Raw genomic sequence first — 17558 nt, forward strand, 5'->3', positions numbered from 1 at the left:
TATTTTACCGATCTGTTTAGCAATCCGTGCGGTCTAACCTGTGGCTCAATCCATTGATCAAGCCGTAATCATCAAGCGGTCACTCTGTTCTTTAGTGCTGTTCTTCAGTCCTGAGCAAAGGCTAAGCCCATCCTTTTAAAGATTGCCAGAGTGAAGTGAGCCAGCCGCTTTGCTGAAGTGACGAAAAATTGAACTGCTTTGGCAGCTTTTTAGACGGATTGCGATCGCCAAGCGCATTGTGATAGCTCTGATAAGCTTCGCGGTGGCGATTGAGCCGATGAAGGGCAACGCCTCGAAACAGCCAAGCTTCAGCATCGGTCGGGCAAAGAGTCAACGCACGATCGCAGCTCTCAAGGGCTTCGTGATATCGATCGAGATAGAGCAACACTACTGCACGAAAGACCCAAGCCGGTACAGATTCAGGCTGAGCTTCAAGGACGCGATCGAACTGAACCAGTGCCTCTCCGTACAGTCCTTGATTTGCAAGCTGTTCCCCTTGCTCAAGCGAGAACTGACTGTCTTCTACCATTTCCAGTAAGGCGATTTGCTGTGAATAGGAGTTCATCGTAAGGAATAGGAATTGTGCAGGCTTGAGCAAATAATCTTGAGCCAATAAAACTTCTCCCGCTGCTTGCTCAAAGCTCTTGTCTTTCCTGATCTTAAATCCGGGACAGACCAATGTTGAAAAAAAGCCTTACAAAGAAATTAAATTTAAAGAGCTGACGTCGCCAATTACCCCGTATTTTTACTTAATTTTAGGTCTGTATTGAAATTTATTTGTGTTAGATGAAGAAAATTCAGGGTTATTACTGAACTCAGAATAGGCAAGTAGTATTTACTGATTGATTGTTTATGCAAATTTTCCTAGGTAGATATTTGGATTAGAAAGAATGCGATTTAAAGTTACTTTTAAGCTGGTTGCTCTAGCTCGAAACCCTTCTGATGAGGGCTTTAACCCCCTTTCGCCCTCACCCCCCTTTTAGTTCTTTTTGCCGCTTGTTACAGTAAGTTTTAGATAGAAAAACTGCTTAATTCTACGCAAACTATCTCTCAACTTTCTCAGTCGAATACAGCTTATTACTTAAGTCTAATTCCTGAACAATGGTGCAATAACGAGTGTTTAAGCTAATTTCGATTTGAGTTTTACCTAGTGTCTTGTGTGGAAGTTGATGATGCCCAGTCAAACAGCAAATTTAGACAAACTGCGGGTAAGGGGTGCGGTCTAGATGTTACGGGATGCCTTAGTTGTAGGAGTAAATACATACCAAAATTTGCCGGGGCTAAAAGCTCCAGCAAGAGACGCCGAAGCGGTTGCAAAAACGCTGCAAACCTATGGCGAATTCCGAGTTCATCGCTTGCCAGAGGTCATTCAGACAGGACAACCGCAGATTGGGCAAAAAACGCAGGTCACGCTTCAGATGCTTGAATCAGCTTTGATTCAGCTTTTTAAGCCGAAGGGCCGCTCTGTGGCGCAGACCGCTCTGTTTTATTTCTCTGGGCACGGGCTTCAGCGAGAAGCCGGAATTCGGGAAGGGTTTCTAGCTCCCAGTAATGCTGACCCCGATCGCGGATTCTATGGATTATCTCTCTTCTGGCTGCGGCGACTGCTTCAGGAAAGCCCGGTTCGTCAGCGGATTATTATCCTAGACTGCTGCCACAGCGGAGAACTGCTGAATTTCCTGGAGGCAGATCCAGGCGCTGCACCAGGAACCGATCGTCTGTTTATGGCGGCTTCGCGAGAGTATGAGACTGCCTATGAGTCGATCGACAGTCCCTACAGCGTGTTCACCCAAGCCCTCCTCACCGGACTCGACCCCCAGCGCAGTAACACCGGAATTGTGAATCACCATGCCTTGACCGATTGGGTCAATCACCAACTTAAAGGCGAAATTCAGCAGCCCTTATTTGAAAGCTCCGGCAGCGAGATTATTCTGACGCGCCGAATCACTGGAGTCGATTGCTCCTTAGGGGGAACTGCTTTGCATCAATTCCCTGTAGAAACTGCTTTGCATCGCCCCCTGCCCGCATCGATCTCATCCCATCTGGAGACACCCCCGGTTTGCCCCTATCGCGGGCTGGAGTGTTTTGACGAATCGCATGCCGAGTTCTTTTTTGGACGCGAAGCCCTGTCTACCGAACTCCTGCAAAAACTCAAGACCAATAACTTTATTGCAGTTGTGGGGGCGTCGGGCATCGGTAAATCTTCGCTAGTTCGTGCGGGATTGATCCCCCTGCTGCGGCAGAGCAACCAGACTGATACAGATTGGCAGATTAAGCTCATTACCCCCAGTGAACATCCGCTGAAAAGCCTGGCTGCTGCCTTTGTTGATCCCGAAGCCGACCCGATCGAACGAGCAGAGCAGCTCAGACGGGCAGAACAGCTTTTGCAGGCAGGAGAAGCCGGATTTGTCCAGCTTGTGCGTGGCACGATGCCCCAAAACTTTGGGACGACTGGGCTGTCATCCCGACGGTCGCAATTGCTGCTGGTAATTGACCAGTTCGAAGAAATCTTTACTCAGGGGCACGCCCAGGCTGACCGGGAAAGACAGCAGTTTATTGCTTGTTTAATGGCGGCGGTAGAGGCTGGCTGCCTGAAGGCGATGGTCGTGCTGCGTTCAGACTTTGTGCCTCAGTGTCGTCAGTACGAACCGCTGGTGCTCCAGATTGCTCAGCATTCGGTCATCGTTCCCCCGCTCAAATACGACCAGCTCAAAGCGGCGATCGTCCGTTCAGCCCAAAAGGCAGGGTTACGCTGTGAACCAAATCTGGTTTATACCCTGCTGCTGGATGTCATTGGTGCGCCTGGCGAACTGTCGTTACTGCAATCGACCCTGCTCGAACTTTGGCAGCGGCGACAGCCCACTCCTGAAGGAATAGAGTGCCTGACACTCGATAGCTATCGGGAATTCGGCGGAATTCGGCAGCTTTTGCAGGAACGAGCAACCGATGTATTCCATCGCTTTGACACCGTAGAGCAGGCGATCGCCCAGCGGATTTTCCTTACCCTAACGCATTTTGGCGAAGGCACAGAAGACACACGCCGCCGTGTGTTTAAGTCGCAGCTTGTCAGCCCAACGTTTGCACCAGAAAAGACTGATTTAGTCGAGCGGATTTTAGAAAAGCTGGTTTCTGCGAAGCTGCTGGTCACGGATCAGGCGGGACTCAATGTTGCAGAATTGAGTGGGCAAGACGATCGAGGCATTCATCATCCCGGATTAGGTGACGCAGGGCTATTTTCTGTGCGCGATCGTCCTGCTGAGGCGCTTCCCGATTGGAGCGATCGCCTTCATTCTCCTACTCTGGAGAAATCGACGCAGGCAGTGGTTGATGTTGCCCATGAAGCTCTGATTCGTCACTGGTCACTCCTACGGCAGTGGTGCAGTCGCGATCGCGAAATGCTGGTGCGACAGCGGGAGCTAGAAGAGGCGGCGCGAATCTGGTATGACGCCGGGCAACCTGCCTCGATCGAGTTTTTGCTAGCAGGACGAAGGCTTGAAGCAGCAGCAGAGCTTGTCGCCGATCGAAGCCACGAACTTTCTGCCCTGACGCAGGAATTTATCCTTGCCAGTCGCAAAGAATCTCAACGGGCGCGGCGAGAATCTCGCCAACTGCAAATCGCTGTGCCTGCTTTCCTGATGGCAACGCTGACGATCGTGATGGGGCAATATTTCAATGCGCTACAGTCCCAGATTGAAAAAGAGCAGCAGTTACGACTTGCCACCGCTCGCGAACGGGCTGCGATCACACAATCCATTCTTCAGGAAGCCAGCAACTCTGAGTCGGGTAGCTCTGCCGATGCAGTTACCACTGCCCTTCTTATTGGACGCTTAGCCGCCCAGGAAAAACCAACCGAGGCTGCCCAAGCGAGTCTGCGTCTTGCGCTGCAAAGCCTGCGTCTTCAGCTCAAACTGCCCATCACGCACAGTTCCATTCAGCAGCTTGAAATTAGCCCCGATCGCGGTTATTTAGCGGCAGCCAGTGCAGAGGGAAAAATTCGCCTGTGGACAATCCAGCCCTACCAGCTTTATGGCAGCACGAGTACCCCCCAACCTGGACAAGTTTTAGATTGGACGATCGGTGCGGGGCAAGGTTTAGAAGAAACGGTCTCGCAAGATCCTGCTCTGCAAGCAAACCCTTTGCCCTGTCGCTCGATCGCCGGCTGTCCTCCTGGTCAGAATCTATCCGCACCCACTCTTTCTCAGAGAGAACCGCTTCGGATTGCCAGTGTTCGTTTCAGTTCCAATAGTCAATCGATCGCCGCTTTTGCAGAAGGACTTCCCGATATTAAAGTGTGGTCTACACAGTACGGGGCACTGGTGCTGCATCTAAAGGGATCGGCTCCAGTGACACAACTTCACTACAGCCCGATGGGAGAGTGGCTGGTCTCCGTTCACGCCGATCGCAGTCTGGCGATCTGGCGCGGTGATACCGGAAAGCTTCAAGCTCGATTGCTGTATCCCAAGCCGATCGAGGCACTACAGTTCAGCCCAGATGGGCAGTTTTTGCAGGTGGGCTTTGAAAATGACCTCCGCCGTTATCGCCTGATTCAGACAGCAAATACTTCCCTTCATCTTCAGCCTGCTGCATCTCCAATTCAGGCAGAGTTAATTCAGGCAGGCTTAATTCAGGCAAAGCAGGTTCAGGCAGAGCAGCTTCAGCGAACGGTGTTTAGTCCTCAGGGCAACTGGACGGCAACCCTCAGCACTCAGGGACAGGTGAGCCTGTGGCGATCGCAAACCGGACAACTCCTGCACCGCTTCCCGATCGATCAAGATGCAAAGGTTCAGTTTAGCCCTAACGATCAAACGCTCTCAATTCTTACAGAAAAGGTGGTTTGGCTGTACGATATCTCGACCCGTCACTTAAAGCAACTGCCTTTAGTTTCCGGCAAAGCAACAGCCCTGACCTTTAGTATGGATGGACGCTGGCTTGTAACCCGCTCCAGCTCAGCAATGGGCAACGGGAAGCAGGTCATTCAGCTCTGGGACGGGAAATCCGGTGAGTCTGTTGGAAGGCTGCCGCAGGACTCGGAAGTGACAGAGGTGCGCTTCAGTCCTGATAATGCCTATTTGATTACAGGGGACGCTCAGGGTCAGCTCAAGTTTTGGGCAGTTCAAACCGGGGGCGAGCTGCCGACTCTAGAGCAAGCCAATGCCCCAGCCAGCCGGATTTCTTTTTTAGAGAATGGCTTGGGACAAAATCATGGTTCACAACTGCTAACGATCGCTGCGAACGGTCAAGTTCAGCCGTGGCGTTTACCTGCTGTTTCTGCTGCACCTGCCCAACCTGCTCGCTCGATTCCTGCCAGCGCAATCCACACCGCAGCCCTGAAATCAGAAAGCTTCTGGCAAAAATTAACAGAGCTTGCAGCCCAAACTGATCTTTTGGCGAAGGCAGAAGCCGCTTTACCCAGGCGCGCATCGGCAAAACAGCCAGAAGTCGTCCAACCCATTCAGGCAGAAGCGAAACTAGAAAGCATTCCTGGAACGATCGTCTGGTCTGGCTGGCGGGAGACAATATTCCACATTGCGGGTTGGTCTTCACTGCCCTCATCGGCTGCGGGATCTGTCCTGGCGAATCAATCGTCTTTTAGCAGTGTTGCTTTAAGTGCTGACGGTGAATGGTTCGCGACCGCAGATCTCACTGGAACGATCGCCCTTCAGCAGCGACAGCCCAACCAAACCTTCCAGACCAAGCACCAGATTCGGAACTGGCGAATTGGTAGCCAACTGCTCCTGAGCCAAAAGATTATGGACAGTGTTGCCTTGCCGTCTCGCCCGGAGGATCAAAGCAGCGTGAAAATTTATCAGCTCCACTTCAGCCCAGACCGACAGTTTTTGCTAGGCGTAGGAGATGATTTGACGGTGCGGCTTTGGAACGTGGAATCAGGAGAGTTGGTTCAGGTTTGGAACGATCACCAGGCGACGATTCATCAGGTAAGATTTAGCCCAGACGGGTCGCAGATTATTACTGCCAGTCAGGACAAAACTGCCCAAGTTTTAGAAGTAAAAGCAGCGCATTCGGGTCTAGTGGCGTCGGGCAAACCCACCCGCGTTTTGACTCACGATACAGCAGTGACGAGCAGCAGTTTTAGCCCAGAGAGACAGCAAATTGTCACGGGCAGTGAAGATGGCAAAGCCAGAATCTATGATCGAGCAACGGGGCAACTGCAGTTTGTGCTAGCAGGGCATCAAAAAAAGATCGCGGATGTGCAATACAGCCCGGTTGGCGACTTGATCGTGACTGCAAGCGCAGATGGAACAGCGATCGTCTGGAATGCTCGAACTGGACAGCAGCAGGCATTGCTGAATCCACCTCGACAGCAAGACGGGCTGCAACCGCTCGTACAGGCTGCCTTTAGCCCAGATGGTCAGTATGTAGCGACACTCACTCAAACCGGGCAGGTTTATCTCTGGGCAGCTACCTGGGGTCATTTGCTTTCGCTAGCACAGGAACGCACGCCGCGCCAACTCACCTCGGAAGAATGTAGCCGCTACCTGAACCTGTCATTTGACCAGTGCCCCAAACTGCCGCTATAAAAACTGGTTTTCCCAAAGATTATCGCTTCAGAAACAAGCCGAACTCGGTACAGATGCCATTGAGCGGTCGATCCCACGGGTCGGTGGGCAACTGCGGGAGCCGAGCAAACTCAAACACAATGCCGATCGTCGGTTTATTGCTCCAGGCAGGGGAACTGAGTAAGCGATCGTAAAATCCGCCGCCGTAGCCCAGGCGATAGCCCTTCACATCGCAAGCCACTGCCGGAACCAGAATTAAATCAACCGCTTGGGGCTGAATCAGCGGAGCATCTGCCTGGGGTTCTAGAATGCCGTAGCTGCCAGGCTGAAGTGGAAACTGAGGCGACCAGAGATGCCAGGAAAGCGATTTGCCCACACAGCGAGGCAGCCCCCAGCGGTGCGGCGTCAAAAAGAGCGGGCTGAGGTCGGGTTCTTGCCGAAAGCTCAGATATGCCAGGATGGTGTGCGATCGCTGGAATCCTTCCCACTGCTGCAAGTGGGCACAGAGCCGATCACTCTTCTCACGCCAAACGGACTGGGGTAGGGATTGTCGGGCTTTCAGGAGCGAGCGACGCAGATCAGCTTTCGCGGACGATGCGCCTTTTGCCAAATCAAAACGATTCTCATCATTTCTTCCGTCATTATTGTTTCCATCATTGATGGTGCAGGAAGGAAAGGGAACACCATTCTCGTCTACAGCCTTATTAGCAGTCATGTCGTTCAAGCAAGCGGTTTCATTCGCCCTAAAATTAGAATTATTATTGCAGCCTTTTTTGATCGCGTGAGGAATGTCCTGTAGGGGCTGCGCCCTTAGTCAGAAGTTTGACCGCTGCGCTATAGTCAAGAGCCAGGAAGGATCGCGATCGTTGTCGAAGGACTGTAATTCAGAAACGTAACTCAGAAAAGTAATCCAGAAAGCAATGCCTCTCCAGCCCGGTGACTCCGCTCCCAACTTTAGCCTACCCGATGCCGATAGCAACCTGGTTCAACTCACCGACTATCGGGGTCAATGGGTTGTGCTGTATTTCTATCCTCGCGACAACACGCCGGGCTGCACTAAAGAAGCCTGTAGCTTCCGAGATTTTTACTCAGACTATCAATCCAGCGATGTGGTGGTGCTGGGAATCAGCACAGATGATGCAAAATCCCACAATAAATTTGCGACAAAATACAGCTTGCCCTTTCCACTGCTCACTGATGTAGAGGGTCATGTCGCTACCGCCTACGAGAGCTATGGCTTGAAAAAGTTTATGGGCAAGGAATATCTGGGCATTAGCCGCAATACATTTCTGATTAACCCGGATGGCAAGATCGAAAAGGTGTACCTGAAAGTAAAGCCCGATAACCATGCATCTGAGGTGTTAGCCGATCTGGGGGCAATCCGTGCTGCCTAATCCTGCTCTGTGGCTGAAATGGCTTTTGATGCATCAACTTGAACGAGAGAATTAGTAGACCTGCCCCTTTTTGATTATGCAACAGCTACAGCGGTATCTCCAGACAGCTCTGGGACTTGTGTTTAGACATCCGATTACGGGTACGAGTATTGTTCCAGTTCTGCCCGATGGAAGGATTGTGCTGGTTCAGCGTCGTGATAACGGTAAGTGGAGTCTGCCTGGCGGCATTGTGGATTGGGGCGAAGATATTCCTTCTGCCGTGCGGCGAGAGCTAGCCGAAGAAACCGGACTATCAATCGTTGAAATCAAGCGGCTCGTAGGGGTGTATTCCAGTCCAGAACGCGATTCCCGCTTTCATTCGATCTGTGTGCTGGTTGAGGCAATGGTGGATGGCACAATGCAGATCCAGGACTCGCTGGAAGTAATGGCGATTCGAGCGTTTTTGCCGACTGATATTCCTCAGGGAGACTTGTCGCACGATCACGATCGCCAAATTGAAGACTACTTTCGGGGCGCAACCATCCTCGCTTAGACAATAGATACGCTGATACGATCGTCGGGGGCATCGAGATCAAACCCTTCCCGAAGCCGATCGCCGCAGAAATTGACCGCTTCCGGGTGTGCCGTACCACTGATCACCATCCACAATCAGTTTGCCGCGCAAAAAAACTTTCTCGACTTTGCCCGTGACCGATCGCCCTTCGTAAAGGGAATAGTCCACGTTGGAATGGTGAGTGCTGGCACTGATAATGTGGGATTTTTGGGGGTCAAACAGAATGATATCTGCGTCGCTGCCGACGGCGATCGTGCCTTTACGAGGAAACAGTCCAAACATTTTTGCAGGAGCGGTTGCGGTAAGCTGCACAAATCGATTGAGCGATAGGCGATGAGTAAGCACGCCGCCATCAAATAAAAGCGGAATCCGTAGCTCGACGCCGGGCGCACCGTTCGGAATTTGCTCAAAATTGTCGCGCCCCAATTGTTTCGATCGATTGATGCCAAACGGATTTTCATTAAAGCAAAACGGACAGTGATCCGTAGACACAATCTGTAGATCATCGAACTTAAGTCCGCGCCAAAGGGCGTGCTGGCAGTCAGCTTCGCGGAGCGGCGGGGTCATGACAAATTTTGCAGCTTCAAAGCCAGGACGATCGTATTCCTCGATCGTGAGAAACAGATAGTGGGGGCAGGTTTCAGCATAAGCTTCAATACCGCGATCCCGGGCTTCCACAACGGCATCTAAGGCTTCTTTAGCAGAGAGATGCACGATATATACGGGGATTTCTGCCAGCTCTGCTAATCGAATTGCGCGATGGGTGGCTTCGGCTTCCATGATGCGGGGGCGGGTGAGCGAGTGATATTTGGGCGAAGTATTGCCCTGTGCCAGAGCCTCTTCGATCAGAACCTGAATTACGCCGCCGTTTTCTGCATGCAGGTTGATCATGCCGCCGTGATTTCCCACGGTTCGCATCGATCGAAAAATGTCTGCATCTTCAACCATCAGTACGCCAGGATAGGCCATAAACATCTTGAAGCTGGAAATGCCGTCGCGGTTAATTAAATCGGGTAATTCTGCTAAGGTTTGGGGCGTAATATGGGTCAGGATCAGGTGGAAGCTATAGTCTACGCAGGCTTTGGGCTGGGCGACGGCTAATCGCTGATCAAGTGTTTGTTTGGGAGTTTCTCCTTTTTTTTGCAGCGCGAAATCGATGATCGTGGTTGTGCCGCCAAAGGCAGCCGATCGCGTTCCGGTTTCAAAGGTATCGCAGGTTTCGGCAGATCCCAGCGGAAACTCCATGTGGGTATGAACATCGACACCGCCCGGCAGCACGAACAAATTGCTGGCATCATGAACAGTTGCTGTGTCGGAGTGGATTTCACGGGCGATCGTATCAATTCTGCCATCTTTAATCAAAATATCGGCTCGATAATCATCAACTGCGGTAATAATTCTTCCTCCTTGAATTAAGATTTCGGTCATTCTTTTTCTCCTAAAGTGATTGTTGAATCCTTATGTTTGATCTTTGGATCAGATCTTTGGGTCAGATCTTTGGGTCAGATCTTTGCGTTTAATCTTTAACAGGTTAATCGATTGATTAAAACAAATTGCCTACTTAATGATTAACTTTAATTTCTTCTAGTTTTTTGTCAACTGCATTCCATCACGGTTTGCAATTTTGTCTAGATTTCATTACATTGCGCTATTTTTTGAATAATCACTTGTTTGCAACGTACTACAGCTTTTTATGTCGCTCAATCTCCTGAGCTTATTTATTGATGATTATTCATGGATCTTTGTAGTCGTGTTGAATCTGTTTGCACTGGCTTAACCAAGGTTTTACGCGATCGTCTTTCTGGTTACTACTCCTTTAGGTATGCTTATCTCTGTGCCACCGGATAAAGTGTCACAAGTAAAGGCTGGAGGCGGAATTGACTCGTTATTGTTGTAATCAAGGTGTGAGGAAAAGTAGAAAAAGCCTCTGGGGTCGAAACAAGGCAAGACTCCCGGAGGTTTTTTCTTTTGTTCTTTTTCTGCCTTTTTTGCTCTTTTTAGCGATCCAGCTTCAATGCAAGCAGCTTTGAGCGAGGTGTAATTCCCAGAGCATTTCGCACGCTTGCCGGAAGTTCTTTTACGGCGATTGGCTCAAATCTCAATCGGGTGTAAAAACTAACGCGATTAGTATGGCAGGCAAGATAAAGCGGTTTGACTGCTTTTTGGCTCAGCGCATCCACCAGAATTGAGCCAAACCCGTGGTGGCGATAGGCAGGCACAACCAGCAGGTTAAACAGCAGCGAGTAATGGCGATAGCGGCAGAGTTTACCGCAGGCAATTAGCTTTCCCGATGGCTTTTCTACGGAGCGACTACTCCGAGGAACTGCGAAGCAATCGACAATGACCCAATATTGCTTCCAGTCATTAGAAATCAAGGGACTGATCTGTATCCAGAAAAGCGAGCTGCTCAGGGCAACGATCGCCAGCAGCACGACTGCCACTCCCATACTCACCATCATCCAGAGCAAAACGGCAGCGACTACACTCCAGCCCAGAAATTGCCATCGGCGCACGGGGCGATCGGTTTCGCGCTCAAAGTTTTGCAGCAAGCGGTGAATTTGCCTACGATCGGCGGCAACTGCAGGACGTAAAAGGTAGCCTTCGGGTAGGGCAGGCAGGGGCATGAAGGGCAGATGAGGCTTGAGGAGTGAATAGGAGAATGTAAGGAGGGAGCAATTATCTCTTCGGGGAACGATGAAGCATACGATTGCTGCGATCGGTTAAGTTAGAGAAAAGAAATATTTTTTAAGCAATTATGGTTTCTACGTCCCTTCCCGCGCTCACTGTCAATTTATCTCGAATTCGCGCTGAAATTCAGTCGCTTCAGCCGCAGTTAGTCGAATGGCGGCGCACCCTGCATCAGCGTCCAGAATTGGGATTTGAGGAGCAGCTCACGGCGGAGTTTGTGGCGCAAAAGCTGCAGGAATGGGGCATTGCATACCAGACGGGCATTGCTCAAACAGGCATTGTAGCAACTGTCACGGGTAGCCAGCCTGGACCTGTTCTGGCAATTCGGGCAGATATGGACGCGTTGCCAATTCAGGAAGAAAACGAAGTTGCTTATCGATCGCAGCATCCTGGCAAAATGCACGCCTGCGGACATGATGGACATACGACGATCGCCCTTGGCACGGTTTATTACCTGTCGCAGCATCCAGAGCGATTTGCCGGAACGGTGAAGTTTATCTTTCAGCCTGCGGAAGAAGGTCCAGGTGGTGCAGAGCCGATGATTCAGGCGGGCGTCCTGCAAAATCCTAAAGTTGATGCTGTAATTGGGCTGCACCTGTGGAACAATCTGCCGCTTGGAACGGTGGGCGTTCGGGAAGGGGCACTCATGGCGGCAGTAGAGCTGTTTGACTGCACGATTCAGGGACGTGGCGGACATGGCGCAATTCCGCAGCAAACGATCGACGCCATTGTGGTTAGTGCCCAAATTGTGAATGCGCTGCAAACGATCGTCTCTCGCAATGTTGATCCGCTCAAAGCTGGAGTGGTGACGGTTGGATCACTCCATGCTGGACATGCCAACAACGTGATTGCAGACACGGCGCGAATGACCGGAACCGTGCGCTACTTTGACCCCAGCCTGAAAGGATTTTTTCGCGAACGGATGGCGCAAATTATTTCAGGTATCTGCCAGAGCCACGGCGCAACCTATCATCTGGACTACGACGAATTTTATCCGCCTGTGATCAACGATCGCGCCATTGCTCAGCTTGTGCGATCGATCGCTGAAGAAGTGGTAGAAACGCCGATCGGCATTGTGCCCGACTGTCAGACCATGGGCGGCGAAGATATGTCGTACTTTTTGCAGGAAGTTCCCGGCTGCTATTTCTTCCTTGGCTCGGCAAACCTCAGCAAAGGGCTGGCGTATCCGCATCATCACCCCCGATTTGATTTTGATGAGACGGCTCTGGGAATGGGGGTTGAAATTTTTGCTCGCTGCGTTGAAAAGTTCTGCTCTTGATAAGCGGGTGTTTGAAAAAGGCATCTATGGAAGGAACTCCTGTTTCAGGTAATGAAAAAGGCGATGAACAATACCGACTGATTGACCTGATGCCTGCTTCCGGGCGGATGTACTGCAAAATCGTCAGCAAACCGAATCAGCCGCAAGTCATTGCCGCAAAGGTTCCCCTGCCCTGGAGCGAATCTCGCCCGATCGCCATCAACTTTGACCGCTGGCAAATGCTGACCCAACCTCAGCGCGATCTGCTGCTGCTGCAGAAGGTAAGCTGGCTACTCTCGATTGACTGGTTTAAACCCAGCCTGTATCAGGGACTCACGGCAGTTGGATTTGCGGCGATCGGCTGGGAATTTTTGCGTTCTGACCCCGCAGGCATTGTTGTAACCACTGGACTCACGTTTCTGGCAGCTAGCCAGATCTGGCGCAAAAGCCGCAGCCTGGAGCAGTCCCAACTGGCAGACGAAGAAGCGATCGCAATCGCCCAGCGAAGAGGTTACACCAGCACAGAGGCAGCCCGATATTTGATTGAGGCGATCGAGGCGGTTGCTTTACTGGAAGGGCGATCGATCACGGTGGAGGAACAGGTGCGGTGTCAGAGTTTGAGGGCGATTGGGGGTCGGGGGGATTGAGGGACTTAACTGCGTGAAAGCGAGTAGGAATGGTTTGGTAGGAAGTCTCATTGTTTGCTCTTGGAGATTGGCGATAGAGATATGAAGGCTCAAAGTCTCAGCAATTTGCTCGGCATTTCAGGTTCTGAGCCTTGTAACTGAAGTAAAAAGGCTGAAGTTCCAAATTCTAGAGTCAGAGTTTTAGGCTTCGAGGTTGAAATTTCTAGCAAAAAGGTTAAAGCTTTAAGTCCGGAGGGTGGACATTCGAGCTTAAAGGTCAGCATTTCGAGTCTTCTTCTTGAAAGGCAAGAAATTTGACATGACTGGAACCCTCTCAATTGGTTTATCCAAAAGATTCCAGCCACCTCGAAGCTGCACTACTTCCTTCCCCGTGATGGGTTTCCTTTCATGACGGGTACAAGAACCTGGAGCAGGAGGGCTATGGAGCTAATTACTCCTGCGATCGCGCCGATAACGATCGCGGTTGCAAGGATGATCTCAGTGGGGCTAGTGCCATACTGCATCCAAGCTGAGGGAGGCTCGATCGAGCCAGGATTCGTAATCACAACCTGAACAGGCTGTGTTTTGGCTGTGGGAGACTGAGGAGTGGAGTGTTGCATCGATTACTGTTTTCAACTCAATGAACCTAACTTAACTGGGTAGACCGCTGCGAATCGCCTCTCAAGTGTTAGCAATCAGTTAGCATTGAATCAGCTTGTGTTTCTCGCAATCTCTGGGTTTTCGATGCCTTCACCTTCGTCACAACCTCCTCTTTTCGAGCAAGCTAGGCAAAGGTTTGATCTGGACAGGCTCCGCTCTGACCTGGAAAGGACAGGAAAAATTACGCCCAGAAATTGGGAGTATCTGAAAGGCATACTGTGCGAATTAGATCAGGGAGAAATTGCGAAACACTGCTCTGTCACGAAAGGAACTGTCAAAACTGCCTTGACTGGACGTGTTAGGCAGCAGATTCTTGAACTTCTTCCAGACAAAAGTGAGATTGATTGGAAACGCTTACCACAATGGCTAATTGAAGCGGGTTATGGAATTGGAGAGGGCTATCCCGATGATTATTGGAAAGAAGTATGCCGCGCAATGCTCGATCGTCAGATTCAATCTCCAACTCTTGAATATTTGATGGCAAAGGATGGAGTTTGTATTGATCCCGCTAAATTATTCATATCTGTTGGACTGATCGAGCGCAAGCAAAAACAGTATCGGCGCTCTGATGTAAGTTCCGTTGAGCAGGGTTCTCAGCTATTACAACCTGTTGAGGACGAAATCGTTAAGCGATTTGATAATGAGGAGATTTTTTTAAGTGAGGTCATCTGTAACTCCAATACTTCAGATAACTCTCGTCTGGTCATTACGGGAGAGCCAGGTTCAGGTAAGACAACACTGTTGCAAAAAATAGGCGATCGCCTTTACCTGAAAGGAATGTTTCCAATCTGGATTTCGCTGGGTAAATGTGGAGTATCACCCACGTTTGAGTTTCTAAGCCATCTTCTTAAAAAAAATGCTAAACCCAGAAGCGTTGAGTCCTCTGAATGGGAGGCAAGCATCAATGCTTTATTGCAGACGGGAAAGGTTTGGCTTTTATTAGACGGAGCAGACGAACTAACAACAACTGGTAATTCTCTCCAAATGATTGGAGAGCAATTAAAAGAAGCATGGGCAGATCGGGTCAAGGTTGTTCTAACCTGCCGTTTGAACACCTGGGATGTTTATGCACTACCTAGATTTAAAGTTTTTCGGACTCTTGCATTTGATTATCAAACACCTATTAACAAATATCGAAATCAGATTGAAGCATACATTTATCGGTTTTTCACAAGAGATGGAGTTGATTCTCAATTAGGGGATGCGTTAATCCAGCAACTTTATCTACCAGGTAAAGAAAGAATTCGCGACTCTGTAAAAAATCCTTTGCGTTTATCATTGCTCTGCTACATTTGGGAATCACACATTGGAGAACTACCTGACACAAAAGCTGAGCTTTATCGACTTTTTGTTGATTACTACTATGACCTACAAGCACGAAAACATTCTGAGGTGGAAATCGATCGTACCGAACGAGATACTTTAAACTCAGCACTTGGCGAAGTTGCTAAAACTGCTCTTGACAGCCATGACAGTCGATTCAGGTTGAGAAAGAGCCAGATTGAGGATATATCAGCAATGGGCAAATCAGATGCAAGAGGGTCTTTATTCTATAAAGCCGTTCAGTTAGGTTGGCTTAATTATATTGGAACCACATCAGAAAAACCCCATGAAGCTACGTATGCCTTCTTTCATCCTACATTTCAGGAGTATTTTGCAGCTTTGGCGATCGACGATTGGAGCTTCTTCCTTCCTCAAACTCACATTGATAAACCTATGAAGTATGGCAAATATCGAATTTTTGAACCTCAGTGGAAGGAAGTTATAGGCTTATGGTTAGGGAAGTTTGATTTAAACGACTACTTTAAGGAACAACTCCTTCATCGCTTATTAAATTTTGAAGACAACTGTGGAAGATTTTACTCTTTCAGAGCCTACTTTCTAGCAGCAGAAGTCGCAAAGGAATTTTCAAGGTACTCAGCATTGGAGTACCACGAAATTGTATCAGCGGTTGCTAAGTATGCATTTGGATATCCTGAGGAACAGAAGTGGTGTTTTTTCCTAAAGCCTATCTACACAGAGGCTAAGGCAGTAATTCGACATGGCTTAAAAGAAAAAGAAATTAAAAACTATTTACTTTGCCTGCTAAATGAATATTTGGATGCGGGGGTTCGCTTCAGCATTGCCAATACTCTATATGCTATGGGAATTCGTACTAGAGATATAAGATTGATTTTTTATAAAGGAGTCAAGACACAGCTTCCACCCTATGCAGTTAAGGTTCTTAATAAATTAAGGGAAGAAATTGAAACGACAAACAATAATAAATTGTCCAATACTAATAAGCCAAAATTAGTATCTAACGACAAATCTATTGATTCTGGTAAGAATTCTAACTCGGCGATTGAAATTGATGATTTAATACGACGAATTCAAATATCAGATGATTCGTTTGAAGTTCTAGAAATCGCCAAAGCCTTACAGGAAGAAACAAGAATTTGCCAGCTCTTCAAGATTGTGCAAGCCTTGGAACCCTGTCTTTCAAATCTAAAGGAACACCTGGCAGTTCAATTAGTAGAAATAAAGCATTTTAGAGACGAATACATTTATGAGATTATATGGCATTGTGCCAAGAAAATGAGCTATTCGAGCTTCTACAACGCATGGCATAAACTTCATTCTTCCAGTGTCGAGCTTGAAAGATTATAGAAGCTTTATTGTGTTGATAGGATTTGAAGTAGCATAAAAGAATAAGGGTGGTTTCTCAACAACTCTATGAGATTAAAGCTGGAGATTTTAGCTAATTATAAAATAACAATCGGTTTAGCCTTTTGAATAGACGGACCAAAAGCTTAGTGTAATGAAAATAGAATCACTATGAAACTCAAAAATATTGAAGTGTCGATCGACCAAATTAAAGAGTTTTGCGATCGCTAAGGGAAGAGCTCGTTAGGTGGAGAAACTCAGAATGAAATGGCGTGTTGTGCTTGAACATGACCCAGAAACGGGAGATTGGGCAGTGTGGTGTCCAGAATTGCCCGGCTGTACCTCCGCAGGAGAAACTCAAGAAGAGGCTCTAGATAATATTCGTGAGGCGATCGAACTCTATCTTGAACCTGAACCCCTTGAACTATCGGAAGGAGCCATCATCAAAGAGGTTTCGATCGGATGAGTCGAACCCGAAGAATGAACGCAGATGAAGTTGAGAAAATTCTTCAGCGTTATGGATTTGTTTTAGTTTCCCAGAAAGGGAGCCATCGCAAGTGGCGCAATCTTGAGCGTCAGCTTCAGGTGATTGTTCCCTATCACAAAAGCCGTGATTTACCGATTGGAACTTTGCGGAACATCATGACAACGGCTGATATTCCAGACAATGAGTGGAAAATTGATTAAAGCGACGTGTAAACCTGTATCAAGACACGCTTGCCAAAAATTGGGGTTTCCAGTACGGTTGTCTTTCAGTACTAAAAAATATCCAGTATCAAAGCGTCACCTGAGGCTGCGCGAACAGTCCCAGATGACTAACCCTCAAAACTGTGCGACCAGTTCGGAGGGCTAGAGGGCAGTTTATCACTCCACTAGCCATCCTGACTTGCTCTGGCAAAAAAGCAGCAGGGTGGCTTTGGTTTTGGGTATCGCATCAACCCAGTTCCAATGGACTCAACGACAAGTGGAGTGAAACTGTCATGACTTACAACAATGTTGCGCCGATTCAGATTAATCCTGACCCTCGCTATCTGACGATCGTGGTGATTGGTACACCGGAACACATCGATCGCTATAAGCGAGAGCAGCATTTGCGCGGATACGCCAAAATCTATGAATGGAGCAAGCCGCAGCCTGCACCGGATAGGTCTGAGAAGGTGATTGTTGCGCTGAATCGAATCATGAGTTAGCGGGATTGGGGAGGGTTTGAGGCGT

The 17558-nt window shown here is 49.0% G+C and carries 14 protein-coding genes; 9 read left to right on the top strand and 5 right to left on the bottom strand.

Features of this window, described 5'->3' with window-relative positions; all coding sequences use genetic code 11:
* Positions 1 to 121 precede the first annotated feature (121 nt).
* Positions 122 to 565, bottom strand: a complete 444-nt coding sequence (locus NDI45_RS07400; RefSeq protein WP_190790369.1) for a tetratricopeptide repeat protein — start codon at positions 563 to 565, stop codon at positions 122 to 124.
* 661 nt (positions 566 to 1226) lie between these two features.
* Here NDI45_RS07400 and NDI45_RS07405 point away from each other — a divergent pair.
* Positions 1227 to 6539 (top strand): caspase family protein, encoded by a 5313-nt coding sequence (locus NDI45_RS07405; RefSeq protein WP_348246908.1) that lies wholly within the window; start codon positions 1227 to 1229, stop codon positions 6537 to 6539.
* Between the two features lie 19 nt (positions 6540 to 6558).
* On the opposite strand, the gene NDI45_RS07410 is transcribed toward NDI45_RS07405, so the two are convergent.
* On the bottom strand, positions 6559 to 7233 hold the full coding sequence (locus NDI45_RS07410) for a 5-formyltetrahydrofolate cyclo-ligase (RefSeq protein ID WP_190790327.1): 675 nt from the start codon (positions 7231 to 7233) through the stop codon (positions 6559 to 6561).
* A gap of 205 nt (positions 7234 to 7438) precedes the next feature.
* Between NDI45_RS07410 and bcp the strand changes: the two genes are divergently transcribed.
* Both bcp and NDI45_RS07420 read left to right on the top strand, forming a co-directional pair.
* The gene (bcp, locus tag NDI45_RS07415) at positions 7439 to 7912 is read left to right on the top strand and encodes a thioredoxin-dependent thiol peroxidase (protein WP_348246909.1); all 474 of its coding nucleotides are present in this window, start codon (positions 7439 to 7441) and stop codon (positions 7910 to 7912) included.
* Positions 7913 to 7988: 76 nt separating this feature from the next.
* Positions 7989 to 8444 (top strand): NUDIX hydrolase, encoded by a 456-nt coding sequence (locus NDI45_RS07420; protein WP_348246910.1) that lies wholly within the window; start codon positions 7989 to 7991, stop codon positions 8442 to 8444.
* Positions 8445 to 8483: 39 nt separating this feature from the next.
* Here NDI45_RS07420 and hydA read toward each other — a convergent pair whose 3' ends face one another.
* Both hydA and NDI45_RS07430 read right to left on the bottom strand, forming a co-directional pair.
* Positions 8484 to 9893 (bottom strand): dihydropyrimidinase, encoded by a 1410-nt coding sequence (gene hydA, locus NDI45_RS07425; RefSeq protein ID WP_348246911.1) that lies wholly within the window; start codon positions 9891 to 9893, stop codon positions 8484 to 8486.
* A 569-nt stretch (positions 9894 to 10462) separates the two neighbouring features.
* A complete protein-coding gene (locus NDI45_RS07430) occupies positions 10463 to 11089 on the bottom strand; it encodes a GNAT family N-acetyltransferase (protein ID WP_348246912.1) in 627 nt (208 codons plus the stop codon).
* Between the two features lie 131 nt (positions 11090 to 11220).
* On the opposite strand from NDI45_RS07430, the gene NDI45_RS07435 reads away from it, so the two are divergent.
* Both NDI45_RS07435 and NDI45_RS07440 read left to right on the top strand, forming a co-directional pair.
* Positions 11221 to 12432 carry a M20 family metallopeptidase gene (locus NDI45_RS07435; RefSeq protein ID WP_190790991.1) on the top strand — a complete coding sequence of 404 codons (1212 nt, stop codon included), beginning with the start codon at positions 11221 to 11223 and terminating at the stop codon, positions 12430 to 12432.
* A gap of 26 nt (positions 12433 to 12458) precedes the next feature.
* Positions 12459 to 13058 carry a DUF3318 domain-containing protein gene (locus NDI45_RS07440; protein ID WP_190790992.1) on the top strand — a complete coding sequence of 200 codons (600 nt, stop codon included), beginning with the start codon at positions 12459 to 12461 and terminating at the stop codon, positions 13056 to 13058.
* A gap of 356 nt (positions 13059 to 13414) precedes the next feature.
* On the opposite strand, the gene NDI45_RS07445 is transcribed toward NDI45_RS07440, so the two are convergent.
* The gene (locus tag NDI45_RS07445; RefSeq protein WP_199296435.1) at positions 13415 to 13657 is read right to left on the bottom strand and encodes a hypothetical protein; all 243 of its coding nucleotides are present in this window, start codon (positions 13655 to 13657) and stop codon (positions 13415 to 13417) included.
* A gap of 124 nt (positions 13658 to 13781) precedes the next feature.
* Between NDI45_RS07445 and NDI45_RS07450 the strand changes: the two genes are divergently transcribed.
* The 4 genes from NDI45_RS07450 to NDI45_RS07465 all read left to right on the top strand — a co-directional run bounded on the left by NDI45_RS07450 (position 13782) and on the right by NDI45_RS07465 (position 17533).
* The gene (locus NDI45_RS07450; RefSeq protein WP_348246913.1) at positions 13782 to 16346 is read left to right on the top strand and encodes an NACHT domain-containing protein; all 2565 of its coding nucleotides are present in this window, start codon (positions 13782 to 13784) and stop codon (positions 16344 to 16346) included.
* 259 nt (positions 16347 to 16605) lie between these two features.
* The gene (locus tag NDI45_RS07455) at positions 16606 to 16809 is read left to right on the top strand and encodes a type II toxin-antitoxin system HicB family antitoxin (protein WP_190791866.1); all 204 of its coding nucleotides are present in this window, start codon (positions 16606 to 16608) and stop codon (positions 16807 to 16809) included.
* Positions 16806 to 17030 carry a type II toxin-antitoxin system HicA family toxin gene (locus NDI45_RS07460; RefSeq protein ID WP_190791865.1) on the top strand — a complete coding sequence of 75 codons (225 nt, stop codon included), beginning with the start codon at positions 16806 to 16808 and terminating at the stop codon, positions 17028 to 17030. The genes NDI45_RS07455 and NDI45_RS07460 overlap by 4 nt, the downstream gene beginning before the upstream one ends.
* A 293-nt stretch (positions 17031 to 17323) precedes the next feature.
* Entirely contained in the window at positions 17324 to 17533 is a 210-nt protein-coding gene (locus tag NDI45_RS07465; protein WP_190791864.1) for a hypothetical protein, read from the top strand.
* Positions 17534 to 17558: the final 25 nt, after the last annotated feature.

Origin of the sequence: Leptolyngbya sp. GB1-A1 (genome assembly GCF_039962475.1) — a bacterium.
GTDB lineage: Bacteria > Cyanobacteriota > Cyanobacteriia > Elainellales > Elainellaceae > Leptolyngbya_A.